General features: G+C 67.2%; 13 protein-coding genes. 9 read left to right on the top strand and 4 right to left on the bottom strand.

The features are described from left to right. Positions 1-46 precede the first annotated feature (46 nt). The gene (locus ACZK08_RS08435; protein WP_053516763.1) at positions 47-481 is read right to left on the bottom strand and encodes a low molecular weight protein-tyrosine-phosphatase; all 435 of its coding nucleotides are present in this window, start codon (positions 479-481) and stop codon (positions 47-49) included. Positions 482-630: 149 nt separating this feature from the next. Next, positions 631-1,980 carry an undecaprenyl-phosphate glucose phosphotransferase gene (locus ACZK08_RS08430; RefSeq protein WP_428992351.1) on the bottom strand — a complete coding sequence of 450 codons (1,350 nt, stop codon included), beginning with the start codon at positions 1,978-1,980 and terminating at the stop codon, positions 631-633. 594 nt (positions 1,981-2,574) lie between these two features. On the opposite strand from ACZK08_RS08430, the gene amaB reads away from it, so the two are divergent. The 7 genes from amaB (at position 2,575) to ACZK08_RS08395 (ending at position 9,098) form a co-directional block, all read left to right on the top strand. Then, positions 2,575-4,107, top strand: a complete 1,533-nt coding sequence (amaB, locus tag ACZK08_RS08425; RefSeq protein WP_065181375.1) for an L-piperidine-6-carboxylate dehydrogenase — start codon at positions 2,575-2,577, stop codon at positions 4,105-4,107. Next, entirely contained in the window at positions 4,107-4,910 is an 804-nt protein-coding gene (locus tag ACZK08_RS08420; RefSeq protein ID WP_053517548.1) for an SDR family NAD(P)-dependent oxidoreductase, read from the top strand. Before amaB ends, ACZK08_RS08420 begins: the two co-directional genes overlap by 1 nt. A 76-nt stretch (positions 4,911-4,986) precedes the next feature. Further along, positions 4,987-5,271, top strand: coding sequence for a DUF4190 domain-containing protein (locus ACZK08_RS08415; protein WP_053517549.1), 285 nt, complete (start codon positions 4,987-4,989; stop codon positions 5,269-5,271). Between the two features lie 5 nt (positions 5,272-5,276). Further along, positions 5,277-6,044: a class I SAM-dependent methyltransferase gene (locus ACZK08_RS08410; RefSeq protein ID WP_065181374.1), complete on the top strand. Its 768-nt coding sequence runs from the start codon at positions 5,277-5,279 to the stop codon at positions 6,042-6,044. A gap of 8 nt (positions 6,045-6,052) precedes the next feature. Further along, positions 6,053-7,108, top strand: coding sequence for a quinone-dependent dihydroorotate dehydrogenase (locus ACZK08_RS08405; RefSeq protein ID WP_065181373.1), 1,056 nt, complete (start codon positions 6,053-6,055; stop codon positions 7,106-7,108). Positions 7,109-7,116: 8 nt separating this feature from the next. After that, a complete protein-coding gene (gene murB / locus ACZK08_RS08400) occupies positions 7,117-8,178 on the top strand; it encodes a UDP-N-acetylmuramate dehydrogenase (protein ID WP_053517611.1) in 1,062 nt (353 codons plus the stop codon). A 32-nt stretch (positions 8,179-8,210) separates the two neighbouring features. Continuing rightward, complete coding sequence (locus tag ACZK08_RS08395) at positions 8,211-9,098, top strand: DMT family transporter (RefSeq protein ID WP_053517553.1); 888 nt, start codon at positions 8,211-8,213, stop codon at positions 9,096-9,098. Between the two features lie 7 nt (positions 9,099-9,105). On the opposite strand, the gene ACZK08_RS08390 is transcribed toward ACZK08_RS08395, so the two are convergent. After that, positions 9,106-10,134, bottom strand: coding sequence for an aminoglycoside phosphotransferase family protein (locus ACZK08_RS08390; protein WP_065181372.1), 1,029 nt, complete (start codon positions 10,132-10,134; stop codon positions 9,106-9,108). Between the two features lie 124 nt (positions 10,135-10,258). Then, entirely contained in the window at positions 10,259-10,870 is a 612-nt protein-coding gene (locus ACZK08_RS08385) for a TetR/AcrR family transcriptional regulator (RefSeq protein WP_065175563.1), read from the bottom strand. Between the two features lie 103 nt (positions 10,871-10,973). Between ACZK08_RS08385 and ACZK08_RS08380 the strand changes: the two genes are divergently transcribed. Beyond that, positions 10,974-12,053, top strand: coding sequence for an MBL fold metallo-hydrolase (locus tag ACZK08_RS08380; protein ID WP_065181371.1), 1,080 nt, complete (start codon positions 10,974-10,976; stop codon positions 12,051-12,053). Positions 12,054-12,250: 197 nt separating this feature from the next. Further along, on the top strand, positions 12,251-15,367 hold the full coding sequence (locus tag ACZK08_RS08375) for a galactose-binding domain-containing protein (RefSeq protein WP_065181370.1): 3,117 nt from the start codon (positions 12,251-12,253) through the stop codon (positions 15,365-15,367). Position 15,368 lies beyond the last annotated feature (1 nt).

The following is a 15,368-nucleotide window of genomic DNA, read 5'->3' as shown; positions in this document are numbered from 1 at the left end:
CAGGGCGGCCAAAGGCCGCCCTGCTGCACGTTCGCCCGGTGAAGACCTACAGGTACCGCACCCAGCTTTCGATGCCTTCGGCCATCAATCTGTAGACATGCTCGAAAGCAGGACGCTGCTGGCGATAGGGATCGGGGATTTCCCGGTCCTGCTGCCACTTGCCCAGCAGGAAGGTCTTGCCCGACGCCTGCGGCGCAATCTCGGTGATGCGGTGAATGTGCTTGCGCTCCATGGCCAGCACCAGATCGGCCGCCCCAAGGATCGCATCATCGATCTGGCGTGCGCGGTGAGCCAGCCCATCCATGCCCTGCTCCACCAGCAGCGCCTGGGCAGTGGCGTCGATACCATGCCCGACGAGTGCTCCCAGACCTGCGGAAGACACCTGGATGCCTCTGCCCTGGACCGCCCGTCGAAGCATCACTTCAGCCGAGGGACTGCGGCAGATATTGCCGACGCAAACAAAAAGTACGTTATTGAACACTGACCTGGATCCTGTGGCATTCCATGCAGGCCCCGCCGCGAAACGGGCGGAGCGCTGACAGCTGCACAGATTACCTTACAGCGCCGCTGCTGGCGAGAAAATAGCCATGCAATTCATGGAATTACGTCGCAGTTCGGAGTTCTGCAGGGTCAATAAGCCGACTTCTGCCCGAGAACCTTCAGCGCCGTCAACGCAATGATCCGCACATCCAGGGTCGGGCTCCAGCGACGGATGTAGTCGATGTCGTACTGCACGCGCTTCTTCATCGACCGCAGTTCCGGCGTCTCGCCCCGCAGCCCGTGCACCTGCGCCCAGCCGGTGATGCCCGGCTTGACGTAATGGCGGTGCATGTAGCGTTCGATCACGCGTTCATAGTGATTGTTGTGCTGGATCGCATGCGGACGCGGGCCCACCACCGACATGCTGCCACCCAGCACGTTGAAGAACTGGGGCAGCTCATCCAGGCTGCTGCGCCGCAGGAAGGCACCGAACCGGGTCACCCGCGGGTCGCCCCGGGTCGCCTGGGTGATCTGCCCCGTCCCTTCCTCATGCACGCGCATGGAGCGGAACTTCAGCATCCAGAACTCCTTCCCGCCCAGACCGTGGCGGCGCTGGCGGAACAGGATCGGGCCGGGTGAACTGATCTTCACGCCGATCGCCAGCACCACGAAAAGCGGCGCCAGCAGGACGACCGCAACGCCGGCCACGAGGATGTCCTCGATGCGCTTGAACAGGCGGAAATTGTGGTCCACCAGGCCCTGGCGAACGCCGATCATCGGCACATCGCCCACCTGGTGCACGCCCGGGTTCAGTGCCCCCAGGCCCGTGGTATCGGGAATCAGGCGGATCGGCACCGGGAACCGCTCGATCTGCTTGAGCATGTCACGGATGGGCGCGGTATCCCCCAGCGGCAGGGACACCCAGACCTGGTCGAACTCCCCCCGGTGCGCATCCAGGTAGCGCGGCACATCATCCAGTGCGCCCAGGCGCTGCGGGGCATCGCCGCCACGCCGGGTGGCGATGTCGCCCTTGCTGGTGAAGTAGCCGATCACTTCCTTGCCCATCTCCGGCTTGCCGCGCAGCAGGCGATGCAGCCTGAGCGCCGGGGCCCGGAGCCCGACCAGCAGGATCCGCTCATGATCCAGTCCACGCGAACGCAACCGGTGCAGCTGGACACGAAGGAGTACGCGCAGCCCCGCCATCGAGGCCAGGCCGCCAATGTACCAGCCCACCAGCCAGCGCGACGGAACGGCATCGGCCAGCCCCACCAGCACGGCATACAGCGAGAACAGGGCGAAGCTGCCGGACCAGGCCAGCAGCAGCAGCCAGAGGTCGGCCAGCAGGCCACGCAGGCGCCAGTTGCGGTAGACCGGCGCGATGGAGAAGCAGACGATGGCGCTGAGAATCACCGCACCGAAGACGATGCGCTGGGACTGGTTGGGCGCCGGCGTGCCGTAGCACACGACGTGGGCCAATGCAGCCATGCCGGGCAGGAGCAACAGGTCTCCGAGGCGAAGCCCCAGTTCCAGGGCCGCCCGGGCTTCGACCCGGCGGCGGCCGGCATCGGCACGCTCTGCGGGGAGGTCATCTACCGATCCATGTAGCACTGCACTTCTCCAAGCTGTTTTCCGATCCAGCACTACAATTGTGATGGCTGTCGCATACCAGGCCTCCCCAAGCCGGTGCGAACAGACGGAATTGCGTCAATAAGTCGAACGTGATTGTGGATGATGTGAAAGGCAATTGGTAGGAAGCGGCAGCCCGTCGCGCGCCCATTCACCCGCCCGACCCACCCTAAGTCATTAGAACTATTCCTATTTTTTAATATTTCAAAATGCGTCAAAATGATTCGCACTACGTCCGACAGCGTCCAGAAATTGACGTTTGATGCACGGAATCATCCCATCACGCCCCGAAGGATCAACCCGATTGGCGCCCCCCCGGGACGTCCCGTCCCAGCACGTCCGCCAGGCCTGGCACCCTGCACTGCACCAAGGCCGCTCATCGCCCTCTGCTACCATCGGCGGTTCTGTTCATCGCCCCCCACCCGCCCGCGATGACGCCAAACAACGTAACGAAACACAGGAGTCTGCATGTCTTCCGAGCTGCTCAAGTCCCTTGGCCTGGACGCGATCAACGCTGGCACGTACCTGGGCAACGGGGAGTGGTCGAGCGCTGCCAGCGGTGAGCTGATCACCCCGGTCAACCCGACCACGGGCGAGCCGATCGCACAGGTGCGTGCGACCACCGAGACTGAATACGAAACGGTGATCGCCCGCGCCCAGGAAGCGTTCAAGCAGTGGCGCACCACCCCTGCCCCGCGCCGTGGCGAAGCCGTGCGCCTGTGCGGCGAGGCGCTGCGCAGGCACAAGGACGCGCTGGGCTCGCTGGTTGCCCTGGAGATGGGCAAGAGCAAGCCGGAAGGCGATGGCGAGGTGCAGGAGATGATCGACATCGCCGACTTCGCCGTCGGCCAGAGCCGCATGCTGTATGGCTACACGATGCACTCGGAGCGCCCCGGCCACCGCATGTACGAGCAGTACCACCCGCTGGGCCTGGTCGGCATCATTTCAGCCTTCAACTTCCCGGTCGCGGTGTGGAGCTGGAATGCATTCCTGGCGGCGATCTGCGGCGACGTGTGCATCTGGAAGCCGTCCAACAAGACGCCGCTGACCGCCATCGCCTCGATGAAGATCTGCAACGACGCGCTGCGCGAAGCCGGCTTCCCGGACATCTTCTACCTGGTCAACGATGCCGGCACCGCACTGTCGGAAAAGCTGGTTGATGATCGTCGCGTGCCGCTGATCAGCTTCACCGGCTCCACCCAGGTCGGCCGCACCGTCAATGAAAAGGTGGCGCGCCGCCTGGGCCGCTGCCTGCTGGAACTGGGTGGCAACAATGCCATCATCCTCGACGAGACCGCCGACCTGAAGCTGGCTGTGCCGGGGATCGTGTTCGGCGCCGTCGGTACGGCCGGCCAGCGCTGCACCACCACCCGCCGCCTGATCGTGCACCGCTCGATCTACGCCGACGTGCTGGCCACGCTGGTCAAGGCGTACAAGCAGGTGGAAGGCAAGATCGGCGACCCGACCGATGCCGCCAACCTGATGGGTCCGCTGAACAGCGAGGGTGCCGTGCAGCAGTTCCTCGATGCAATTGCCCAGGCCAAGGCCGCCGGCGGCACCATCGAGACCGGTGGCACCCGCATCGACCGCGCCGGCAACTTCGTGCTGCCGGCCATTGTCAGCGGCCTGAAGAACAGCGATGCCGTGGTCCAGCACGAGACCTTCGCGCCGATCCTGTACGTGATGCCCTACGACAGCATCGACGAAGCCATCGACATGCAGAACGGGGTGCCGCAGGGCCTGTCCTCGTCGATCTTCACCCAGAATCTGAAGACCGCCGAACGCTTCCTGTCGGCCGCGGGCTCGGATTGCGGCATCGCCAACGTCAACATTGGCACCTCCGGTGCGGAGATCGGTGGCGCGTTCGGTGGCGAGAAGGACACCGGTGGTGGCCGCGAGTCGGGCTCGGACGCATGGAAGGTCTACATGCGCCGGCAGACCAACACCATCAACTACTCCGATTCGCTGCCGCTGGCCCAGGGCATCAAGTTCGACCTGTGATGCATCCCGGCCCGGACGGCGCCGAGGGTGGGGCCCCCGCGGGGGCTCCAATCCTCGACTTCAGCGGCCGCCGGGTGCTGGTTGCCGGTGGCAGCAAGGGCATCGGCCGTGAGATGGCCCTGGCCTTCGCTGCGGCCGGCGCCCATGTCTCGGTCTGCGCACGAGGACAGGCGGGGCTCGACGCCCTGCTGGCCGACGCAGCGGCCCAGGGGGCATCACTGCACGCCTTTGCCGCCGACCTGGCCGACCCCGGCCAGATCGACGCCTGGCTGCATGCGGCCGCAGCGTTCCTGGGCGGCATCGACGTGCTGGTCAACAATGCCACCGGTTACGGCATGGCAGACGATGAAGACGGCTGGGCCGCCAGCCTGCAGGTCGACCTGATGGCCGCGGTGCGGGCCTCGCGGCTCGCCCTGCCCTGGCTGCGCGAATCGAGCGACGCCTGCATCCTCAATCTCTCCTCGATCGCCGCGCAGCAACCCCGGCCGGGGGGCGCTCCCTATGCGGCTGCCAAGGCCGCTCTTTCGCACTACACCACGTCGCAGGCGCTGGCACTGGCGCCAGACCGGATCCGGGTCAACGCGATCGCCCCGGGCTCCATCGAGTTTGCCGACGGTCTGTGGGACCGGCGCAAAACCAGCGACCCGGCGCTGTATCACGGCACCCTGGCAAGAATTCCGTTCGGCCGCTTCGGCCAGCCACGCGAGATTGCCGATGCCGCGCTGTTCCTGTGCTCGCCGCTGGCGCGCTGGATCACCGGTCACGTGCTGAACGTCGATGGTGGCCAGGTACTGATGGGCTGAACCGCTCGGGCCGGGCACTGCCCATGGGATTGCCCGGACGGAGGCACTATCATGTGCCTACTGCAAGGAGGACCCGATGAGCGTGGCACCCCGACAGACAAGCGCCCTGGCCGTGGTCAGCCTGGTCATGGGCATTGCCGCCTGGACTGTCCTGCCCTTCGTGGCCAGCATCGTCGCCATCGTCACCGGCCACATGGCCCGCGCCGAGATCCGCCGCCGCCCGCATGAACTCGAAGGCGATGGCCTGGCCGTCACCGGGCTGGTGCTGGGCTGGGTGATGGTGGCAGCCGCCCTGGCGGCAGTCCTGGCCTTCATCCTCTTCTTCGGTGGCCTGGCTTGGCTCGCCGCACTGTCGAACTGAACGCCATGACCTCCTCCGACAGCACCGAACGCTTCAGCAGCCGCGTCGCCGATTATGTCCGTTACCGGCCTGACTACCCGCCGGCGTTGATGGAATGGCTGCATGGACCGATGGGCGTCGGCCACGATGCACGGGTGGCCGACATCGGCGCCGGTACCGGCATTTCCAGCCGTCTGTTCCTCGACACCGGCCATCCTGTGGTCGCGGTCGAGCCCAACGCCGCCATGCGCGCTGCTGCCGAAGGCTGGCTGGCTGCATACCCGTTGTTCCAGGCCGTCGATGGGCGTGCCGAGGCCACCGGCCTGGCAGAGCACAGCGTCGATCTGGTCAGTGCCGCGCAGGCCTTCCACTGGTTCGACACCGACGCCGTCCGTGTTGAATGGCAGCGCATCCTGCGCCCCGGCGGACTGGCGCTGATCTACTGGAACTCACGCCTGCTCGATGCCAGCCCGTTCCTGGTTGGCTATGAGCAGCTGCTGCTCGATTACGGCACGGACTATTCCGCCGTGGCAGAACGCTACCAGGATGACGCCACGATGCAGGCATGGTTTGGCGCCGGGTTGCGCGGCCAGGTGGAACTGCCGAACGTGCAGCACCTGGATCTGGACGCCCTGCGCGGCCGCCTGCTGTCGTCCTCCTATGCGCCACAGCCCGGGCATCCGCGCCATGCGCCGATGCTGGCGGCACTGCAGGATCTGTTCGCGGCCCACGCGGTCAACGGTCAGGTCGCCTTTGAATATCGAACCCGAGCCTTCCTCGGCACGCTGGACTGAACCGACGCATGTATTCGCTTGCCCGCCCCTTCCTGTTCTCGCTCGACGCCGAGCGCGCCCACGGCCTCGGCCTGTCCGCATTGGACGTGGCCTATCGCACCGGCACCACGCCGCTGCTGGCCGCACGCATCGCGCCGCTGCCGAGCACCGTGTTCGGGCTGACATTCCCCAATCCGGTCGGCCTGGCGGCCGGCCTGGACAAGAATGGCGAGCACATCGATGCGCTGTTCGCGCTGGGTTTCGGCTTCGTCGAGATCGGCACGATCACGCCGCGGCCACAGGCGGGCAACCCGACGCCGCGGCTGTTCCGGCTGCCGGCGCACAACGCCATCATCAATCGCATGGGCTTCAACAACGCAGGCGTGGATGCACTGGTGCGCAATGTCGAGCGCGCGCGCAACCGTCGCGGCCTGCTCGGCATCAACATCGGCAAGAACAAGGACACCCCCAACGAGCAGGCCGTCGACGACTATGTGGCCTGCCTCGACAAGGTGTACCCGCTGGCTGACTACATCACCGTCAACATCTCCTCGCCCAACACCGCCGGCCTGCGCGAGCTGCAGGAGGAAACCGCACTGCGCCAGCTGGTCAGCCAGCTGCGTGATCGCCAGGAAGACCTGGCCGCGCGGCACGGCCGGCGCGTACCGATGCTGGTGAAGGTGGCGCCTGACCTCAGCGAGCGCGACATCGACGCTGCTGCGCGCGTGCTCGGCGAGCTGCAGGTGGACGGCGTGATCGCGACCAACACCACGATCGACCACAGCAAGGTGGCCGGCGATCCGCTGGCGAACGAAGCCGGCGGTCTGTCCGGTGCCCCGGTCCTGGAACAGTCCACCCTGGTCCTGCGGCGGCTGCGCTCGCGCCTGCCCGAGTCGGTGCCGCTGGTCGGTGTCGGCGGCATCCTGTCCGGCGCCGACGCAGTGGCCAAGATGGCGGCGGGCGCCTCGCTGGTGCAGTGCTACAGCGGCCTGATCTTCCGCGGGCCGGCGCTGGTATCGGAATGCGTGGAGGCGATCCGCCGCCGCCGCGAAGCGCCCAGCCGTGGCGCGGTGGCGCCGCTGTGAGCACCCCCATGGATGGACTCGACACCGCCGCACCGCTGCGCTGGACACTGACCCGGAACGCGCCGCTGCAGGCGCTGAACACCTTCCACGTGCGTGCCAATGCCGCGCAGCTGCTGGAGCTGCATGACGCATCGCTGTTGCCGGACGTGCTGGCGCTGCCGGAGGTTTCCGGCGGACCGCTGCTGGTGCTGGGCAGCGGCAGCAATGTGCTGATCGCCGACGATCTGCCTGGCACCGTGCTGGTGTTCGGCAACCGCGACATCAGTTTCCTGGAGCATCGCGCCGATCATGCGGTGATCCGCGCCGGTGCCGGCGTGCCCTGGCACGGCCTGGTGATGTGGTCGCTGCAGGAAGGCCTGTCCGGGCTGGAGAACCTGGCCCTGATTCCAGGCACGGCCGGTGCAGCGCCGATCCAGAACATCGGCGCCTATGGCGCACAGGTCGGCGAGTTCATCCAGGCAGTGGAAGCCTGGGACTGCCACGAGCAGGTATGGGTGCGGCTGGACAACGAACAGTGTGGCTTCGCCTACCGCGACAGCGTGTTCAAGCAGCAGGCAGACCGCTACCTGATCACCGCCATCGAGCTGAAGCTGCCCTTGCTGCACGACCTGCGCATGGACTATGCCGGCATCCGCGAAGAACTGCAGGCGCAGGGCGTGGAGCTGCCCAGTGCCGTGGACGTGGCCAACGCAGTCATCGCGATCCGCCGCCGCAAGCTGCCCGATCCGGAGGTGCTGGGCAATGCCGGCAGTTTCTTCAAGAATCCGGTCCTGCCCCTGGAGCAGGTCGACGTGCTGCTGCAGCATTTCCCGGACCTGCCGGTGTTCCCGGCCGATCGTGAGGACCGGCGCAAGGTCTCCGCAGCGTGGATGATCGAGGCCTGCGGCTGGAAGGGCTTCCGTGAGGGCGATGCAGGCGTTGCTGCCAGCCATGCGCTGGTCCTGGTCAACCATGGCAACGCCACCGGGGCCGAGCTGCTTGCGCTGGCGCGGCGCATTTCCGCGTCAGTGCTGGAGAAATTCGGCGTACCGATCGAACCGGAGCCCCGCCTGCTCGGCGCACAGTGGTGAACACCCCCGCCCTTTCCGCCGGCGCCACCCCGATGCGGGCGGCACTGCTGATGCTCGGCAGCACCCTGGCGTTCGGCATGATGGCGGTGGCGATCCGTTACGCCACCCGTTACGTACCGACCCAGGAGGTCGCCTTCTTCCGCAACGCGTTCGGCCTGCTGGCACTGCTGCCGATGCTGCTGCGGCCGGGCCATGCGCCGCTGAAGACCCAGCAGCTGCCACGCTACTTCGTGCGTAGTGCGATCGGCCTGGGTTCGATGCTGTGCGCGTTCTGGGCGTTGGGCCATCTGCCACTGGCGCAGGCGGTATCGCTCTCGTACTCCACACCATTGTTCGTCACCATCGCCGCCGTGCTGTGGCTGGGCGAAACCGTGCGTGTGCGCCGCTGGGCCGCAGTGGTGGTCGGTTTCATCGGTGTGCTGGTGATCGTGCGGCCGGGCACCACCGGCTTCACCGCTGGCAGCCTGGTCGCCGTCGCCGCTGCGGTGCTGAGTTCACTGGTGGCCATCCAGATCAAGCAGCTCACCCGCGTGGACAGCGCCGATACCGTGGTGCTCTATACCTACGTCTTCTGGGTGCCGCTTTCGCTGGTTCCGGCAGTGTTTGTCTGGGTCTGGCCCAGTGGCGTGGCCTGGCTGTGGCTGCTGCTCACCGGCGTGATGGGCACGGTCGGCCAGCTGCTGTGGACGCGTGCGCTGCGCCTGGGAGAAGTGTCGGCGCTGACGCCGATCAGCTTCCTGCAGCTGCCGCTGGTGACCCTGTGCGGGTGGCTGCTGTTCAACGAGACCGTGGACCGCTGGACCATCGTCGGTGCGGGCATCATTCTGGCCGCCAACGCTTACATCGCCCACCGCGAGGCCGTGCTGTCGCGGCGGGCGGCGACGGCGGCGGCGTCAGCGGCGGCCAAGCCCGCCGAATGATCCACCGTCAACGCTGCAGCGGCGACGCGTCCAGCGCGCGATACGCGCGTTCGGCTGCGTCGAACACATTGCCCGGCGCGAACTGTTCGCCCAGGTAGTGCAGCGACTGACGGCGCAGCTGCGGCGAGCGCTCCAGCGCGTCGCCCCCCAGCAGCACCTGTTCGAACTCGATCAGGTCCTGCAGGATCCGCCAGTGCCGGTACCAGGCGATCCAGCGTGGGTCCCCCAGGTCCGGGCCATACCCTTCCACGAAACCGAGCGGACGTTCGCGCCCCCAGCGTCCACCCACCGCCGCGCCGGGAAACATCAGATCCCGCTCGCGGGGCGCCAGGGACAGGCCATCCCAATCAATCAGGTGCAGGTTGCCCTCGTTGCCCATCAGCAGGTTTCCCGCATGCAGGTCGGTATGGCACAACCGCAGCGGCGGCCGTTCGTCGCGCAGTTCATCGTGCAGTTCCGACGCGCGGCGGTGGACCTCGGCAATGCGTTCGCGGCGCAGCTCCCAGACGGCCAGGAACGCGCTGCCCAACCGATCCTGCGCGACCGGCAAGGCATCGCCCGGCTGCAGCCAGCGCCCAACGGTGGTCAACGCATCCGCTTCAAGGCGCAGGGTCGGCAGCGCGCGTTGCAGCGATTCGGGCACCTCAGCGTCATGCAGCCGGCGCAGCACGTTGCCCAGGCGCAGCCACTGCGCATGGCTGAGCGGCGCCTCGAAACCGGACTGGCCCTCGATGTAGGGAAACAGCGTGAACTGCAGGCCCCAGCGCTGGACCGACGCGCCGCCGGTCAACGCCGGCCAGGGCGCCACGATCTCCTCGATGCCCAGGGTGCCCCGCAGCCAATGCAGCGTGTCCCAGACCGCCGGTTGCACCTGGTAGGTGCGGCATTTCAACCACCACTGACCGCGTCGCGCGTCGATGCGGTAAACGCTGGCATTGGCGTCTGCGCCAACCGCGCGAGGCACCACGGCGGCGGTGGTGATGCCATAGGACTGTTGCAGGACTTCGCCGATATGGCGCGCCGAAGCGGATGACATGGAAGCAATCGTGCATTGATACCCGACGTCACTATCGCAGATGGCGCATCGACGGCACAGACATGTCCGTCACAGCACTGTGCTTGCGAGCCGGGCGAGCCATGCCGACGCGGTTGCCACGGCGTCAGCGCGCGTAGTGGCCCAGGAACATGGCGACCGCCGATGCCGCCACCCGCGCGCGCTCGTCGGCCCCCAGCGGCGCCTGCCCCATCGTTACCTGCGGCCAGAAGGCGAAACTCTTCACCAGTCCATGCAGCTGATGGGCGGCGAATTCGGGATCGACCGCACGCAGCCGGCCATCGGCGATCGCTGCACGGATCCAGGCGCTTTCCCCACTCTCCTTCTCGCCCATGCGACAGACGATTGCCTGCGCACGTTCGGGTGAATGGATGATCTCCGCCATGGCAACGCGGGCCAGGTCGATGAAATTGGCATCACCCAGCAGTTCCAGCTTCTGCTCCAGCAACGCGAGCAGCTGCGGCTCCAGTGGCTGCTCCGCACGGTAGGGCAGCTCGACGCCGGCCATGCTGCGTTCCCAGAGTTCCTCCAGAATCAGCGAGAACAGTTCTTCCTTGCTGGGGAAGTGGTTGTAGACCGTGCGTTTGGATACACCGGCCGCTGCCGCGATCCGGTCCATGCTGGTGGCTTCATAGCCGGCCGTGCGGAACTCCTCCACCGCCGCGCGCACGATGGCCTCGCGTTTGCGGTCGGTCAGGCGCTGCGGCGGACGGGACATGGCGACACCAGATAACTGAACGGATACCCCCATTTTACACCGATGAGTATACTTTTCCGCAGCAGGAAACTACACTGTGCAGTGTACCCTGCGGACGTCACCCATGAAGCGCCTGCTCCTTGTCCTCCTGCTTGGAATCCTCGCCGTGACCGCCTACACCTTCTGCAAGTCCTGGTCCCTCCCCGACTTCCCCGACTCCCCGCAGTACCGCGAGGGCAAGTTCCACAACGTACTGCCGCGGCCGGCGATGGGCCTGCGCAACGGGCTGGAGATCTGGTGGACCTTCCTGTTCAACAAGCCGAAGGGGACCGTACCCGCGGGCGCCATTCCGGTGCAGGCGCTGGATCGTGCCGCGCTGGAAGCCGCGCCGGATCGCAGCCTGTTCCGGCTGGGGCATTCGACGATCCTGCTGAAGCTGCGCGGCCAGTATTGGCTGACCGACCCGGTCTTCTCCGAACGGGCGTCACCGGTGCAGTGGATGGGCCCTGCGCGCTTCCACGCCCCGCCGATCAGCATCGAACAGCTGCCGCCGATCGCCGGCGTGATCCTCTCGCACAACCATTACGACCACCTGGATCACGCTGCGGTGATGCAGCTGGCGGGCAAGACCACGCGCTTCATCGCGCCGCTGGGTGTGGGTGATCAGTTGATCGCCTGGGGCGTGGACGCGGACAAGGTCGAACAGCTGGACTGGTGGCAATCGACCGAAGCCGATGGCCTGCGCCTGACCGCCACACCCGGCCAGCACTTCTCCGGCCGCGGCCTGGGCGACAGCGACCGCAGCCTGTGGGCCTCGTGGGTCATCCAGGACGGCGACTTCCGCATCTTCTTCAGTGGTGACACCGGCTACTTCGATGGCTTCAAGGCCATCGGCGAGAAGTACGGCCCGTTCGATCTGACCATGATCGAAACCGGCGCATACGATCCGCGCTGGGCATTCGTGCACATGCAGCCGGAGCAGACGCTGCAGGCCCACCTGGACCTGCGCGGCAAGTGGCTGCTGCCGATCCACAACGGCACCTTCGACCTGGCCCTGCACGACTGGCAACAGCCCTTCGAGCGCATCACCGCGCTGGCAGCCGCGCACGATGTGCCGATCGCCACGCCGATGATGGGCGAGGCGCTGGACATGCAGGCGCCGCAGGCAGGCACGCGCTGGTGGGAACAGGTGGCGCTGCGCTGAGCTTGCCTGGGCGCTGCTGTCACGGGGCGCCGGTTCGTGCAGGCAGTGACGTTGCGGACGATGGCTGTCGCGACGCCGTGCAGGGCGTCGCGCCACGCGTCCGCCCTCTGCCCTATTGCAGCGCGTCATGTAAACGATTACACCCCCTGCTAGCGTAGCGCCTGCCCGATCCTGGCCGAACCTCCAAGGCTGTCGACATGACGCTGCGTGCTGATCGCTTCCGCCCCTCCTGGGCCTGCCTGCGCTACGTCGCGCGCGCTCTGCTGCCGCTGGCCGTGATGGCCTCCGCCGCGCAGGCGCAGACACTGCCACCGCGCAGCCAGTGGCAGGCCAGCAGCTCATCACAGCAGGTCCCGGCGATGGCCATCGGCCATCTGATCGACAACGACCCGAAGACGGTCACCGGCGGCGCCTTCAGCCCCGGACACTGGTTCCAGATCGATCTGGGCGCACCTGCCCTGCTCGGGGGCGCGCGCCTGACCTGGGATGTCTCCAATCCCGAGGGCTACACGCTGCAGACCTCGATGGACGGCCGGCAGTGGCAGACCGCCTACACCATGGCCGACTCGCTGGGCGATGTGGAGACGCTGTACTTCGAACCGCGCCAGGCGCGCTATCTGAGGCTGGCCAGTCCCCAGCGCACGTCGGACTGGGGGGTCTCCATCTTCGAGATGGAACCCTTGGACGCCACGCTCAGTGCACGCGTGCACGGACTCGACAGCGCACAGGCAGCCGCGTTGTGGCAAGGCGGTAGCGGCGTCGCCCTCCCTACCGATGGCAAGGGCAGCCATGTGCTTGAAATCACCCTGCCGCGCGCTCAGCCGGGCACCGGCCTGGCGGTGGAGTGGGCGGGCCAGCGTGGCGCCGCACGCCTGCAGGCCCAGGATGCGCAGGGGCGCTGGCAGCCGCTGGCGCAGGACACGCAGGCCGCCAGCCATGCCCAGAGTTGGTTGGCCAGCGATACGGTGCACGATGTGCGTGCCCTGCGGCTCATCGTCGACGGGCCCTCGCCACAGGTCACGCGCCTGCGCCTGCTCGGCCCGAAGGCCGTGATGACGCCGATGAAGCAGTACCAGATCGCCGCCAGCGGCGCGCAGCGTGGCTTGTTCCCGGCGTCGTTGCAGATGCAGCAGACGTACTGGACGGCCGTGGGCGTGCATGCCGGACGGCAGAAGTCGATCTTCGACGAATACGGCAACATCGAGGCATTCAAGGGCGCACCGCTGGTGCAGCCGATCTGGCGCAATGCCGATGGGCGTGCCGCCGGTGCCGCGGAACAGGCCGTGCAGCATGCCCTGCGCGACGGCTGGAAGCCGATGCCCTCGGCCGCCTGGTCGCCGCAACCCGGTCTGGAACTGCGCAGCGAAGCGTTCGCGATCGAGCGCGACGGCCAGCCCGTCACCTTCCTCCGGCATCGACTGCGCAATACCGGTACCACGCCGGTCGAGGGCATGCTGAGCCTGGTGGTGCGGCCGATGCAGATGAACCCGCCGTGGCAGAACGGTGGCCTGTCGCCGATCCGCGACGTGGCCATCGACGGCCAGAGCGTGCGCGTCAATGGTCGTACCCTGCTGCACTCGCTGTCGGCGGTCAGCGCCTCCGGCGCGGCACCGTTCGGCCCGAACGGCGAAACCGAGATCACCTCCGCCATCGCTTCGGGCCGGTTGCCCGGCGCACGCCAGGCCACCGATGCGCGTGGGCTGGCGGCGGCGGCGCTGGACTACCGGATCACCCTGGCGCCCGGCGCCAGCCAATCCGTGGTCGTCGCCTTCCCGCTGGGTACGGCGGCGGCCGACGCCAAGGGCGCACTGCCGGAGCCACCGGCACTGGACCTCGCGCGCCTGCCACGCGATGCCGATGCCGGCTTCGAGACGCTGGCCGCCGAAGCCTCCGCGGACTGGCAGGCACGATTGGGCCAGGTCGGCCTGCGCCTGCCCGATCCGTCGCTGGTCGACATGCTGCGTGCCCAGGCCGCGTACATGCTGATCAACCAGACCGGCCCGGCCATGCAACCCGGCCCACGCAACTACAACCGCTCCTTCATCCGCGACGGCATGGCCACCTCGGCGATGCTGTTGCGGATGGGCGAAGCCAAGGTCGCACGCGACTACCTGGCGTGGTACAGCGAACACGGGGTACATGCCAACGGCCTGGTGTCGCCGATCCTCAATGACGATGGCAGCGTCAACACCGGCTTCGGATCGGACATCGAGTACGACAGCCAGGGCCAGTACGTCGCGTTGGTGGCCGATGTCGCGCGCCTCGACGGTGGCCCCGAGTCCGTGCGTGCGTACCTGCCGAAAGTGAAGGCCGCGCTGCGCTTCCTGCAGGAACTGCGTGAGCGCACGCTGGTACCCGGTTACAAGGCCGATCAACCGGCGCCGGAACGCTTTGCCGGCATCCTGGCACCGTCGATCAGCCACGAGGGCTATCCCTCTCCCACCCACAGCTACTGGGACGACTACTGGAGCCTGAAGGGCTGGCATGACGGCGCATGGCTGGCTGAATCACTCGGCGACCACGCCACCGCCACCTGGGCACGCGGGCAGTACAAGGCGCTGTATGACGCACTGCACGCTTCGATCCGCGCGACGATGGCGTGGAAAGGCATCGATTTCATTCCCTCCTCCGCCGATCTTGGCGATGGCGACCCGACCGGCGTCTCCATCGCGCTGGATCCCACCGGTGCGCAGAGCGTGCTGCCGGCTGATGCGCTGCGCACCACCTTTGCCCGCTATCTTGACGACGTCCGCAAGCGCAACCAGCCCGGTGCGCTGTATGCGTACACCCCTTATGAAATCCGCAACGTTCTGAGCTATGTGCATCTGGGCCAGCCCGCAGCGGCCGACGAACTGCTGCAGGGCCTGCTGCGCGACCGTCGCCCGCTGCAATGGCAGGTGCTGGCCGAAGTCGTGCACTCACGGCTGCGTTTCCCGCGCTACCTGGGCGACATGCCGCATACCTGGATCGGTGCCGAATACGGCCGCACCCTGTTCGGGATACTGATGCGCGAGGACGACGATGCCCTGTCACTGCTGCCGGGCACGCCACCGTCCTGGCTGGCCGGCGATGGCCTTGCGGTGGAGCGCCTGCCGACGGCGTACGGCACGCTGCGGATGCAGGCACAGCAACGCGACGGTACGCTGACCGTGACGCTCGGCGAAGGGCTGCGCAGCGCCACGGCCGTCAAGGTCTGGTGGCCCGCGCGCACGGCACCGAAGCAGGTGCGCGTGGACGGCCATAGCGTTTCCGACTTCGATGCCGAGGGTGTGCGGTTGGCGAAGCCGTTCAGGACGCTGGAGGCGCGTTGGTAGT

It is taken from the genome of Stenotrophomonas sp. 112478_Sma, from assembly GCF_056479905.1.
The sequence above is the reverse complement of the archived record's forward strand: the minus strand, read 5'-3'. Positions and strand labels throughout refer to the sequence as shown.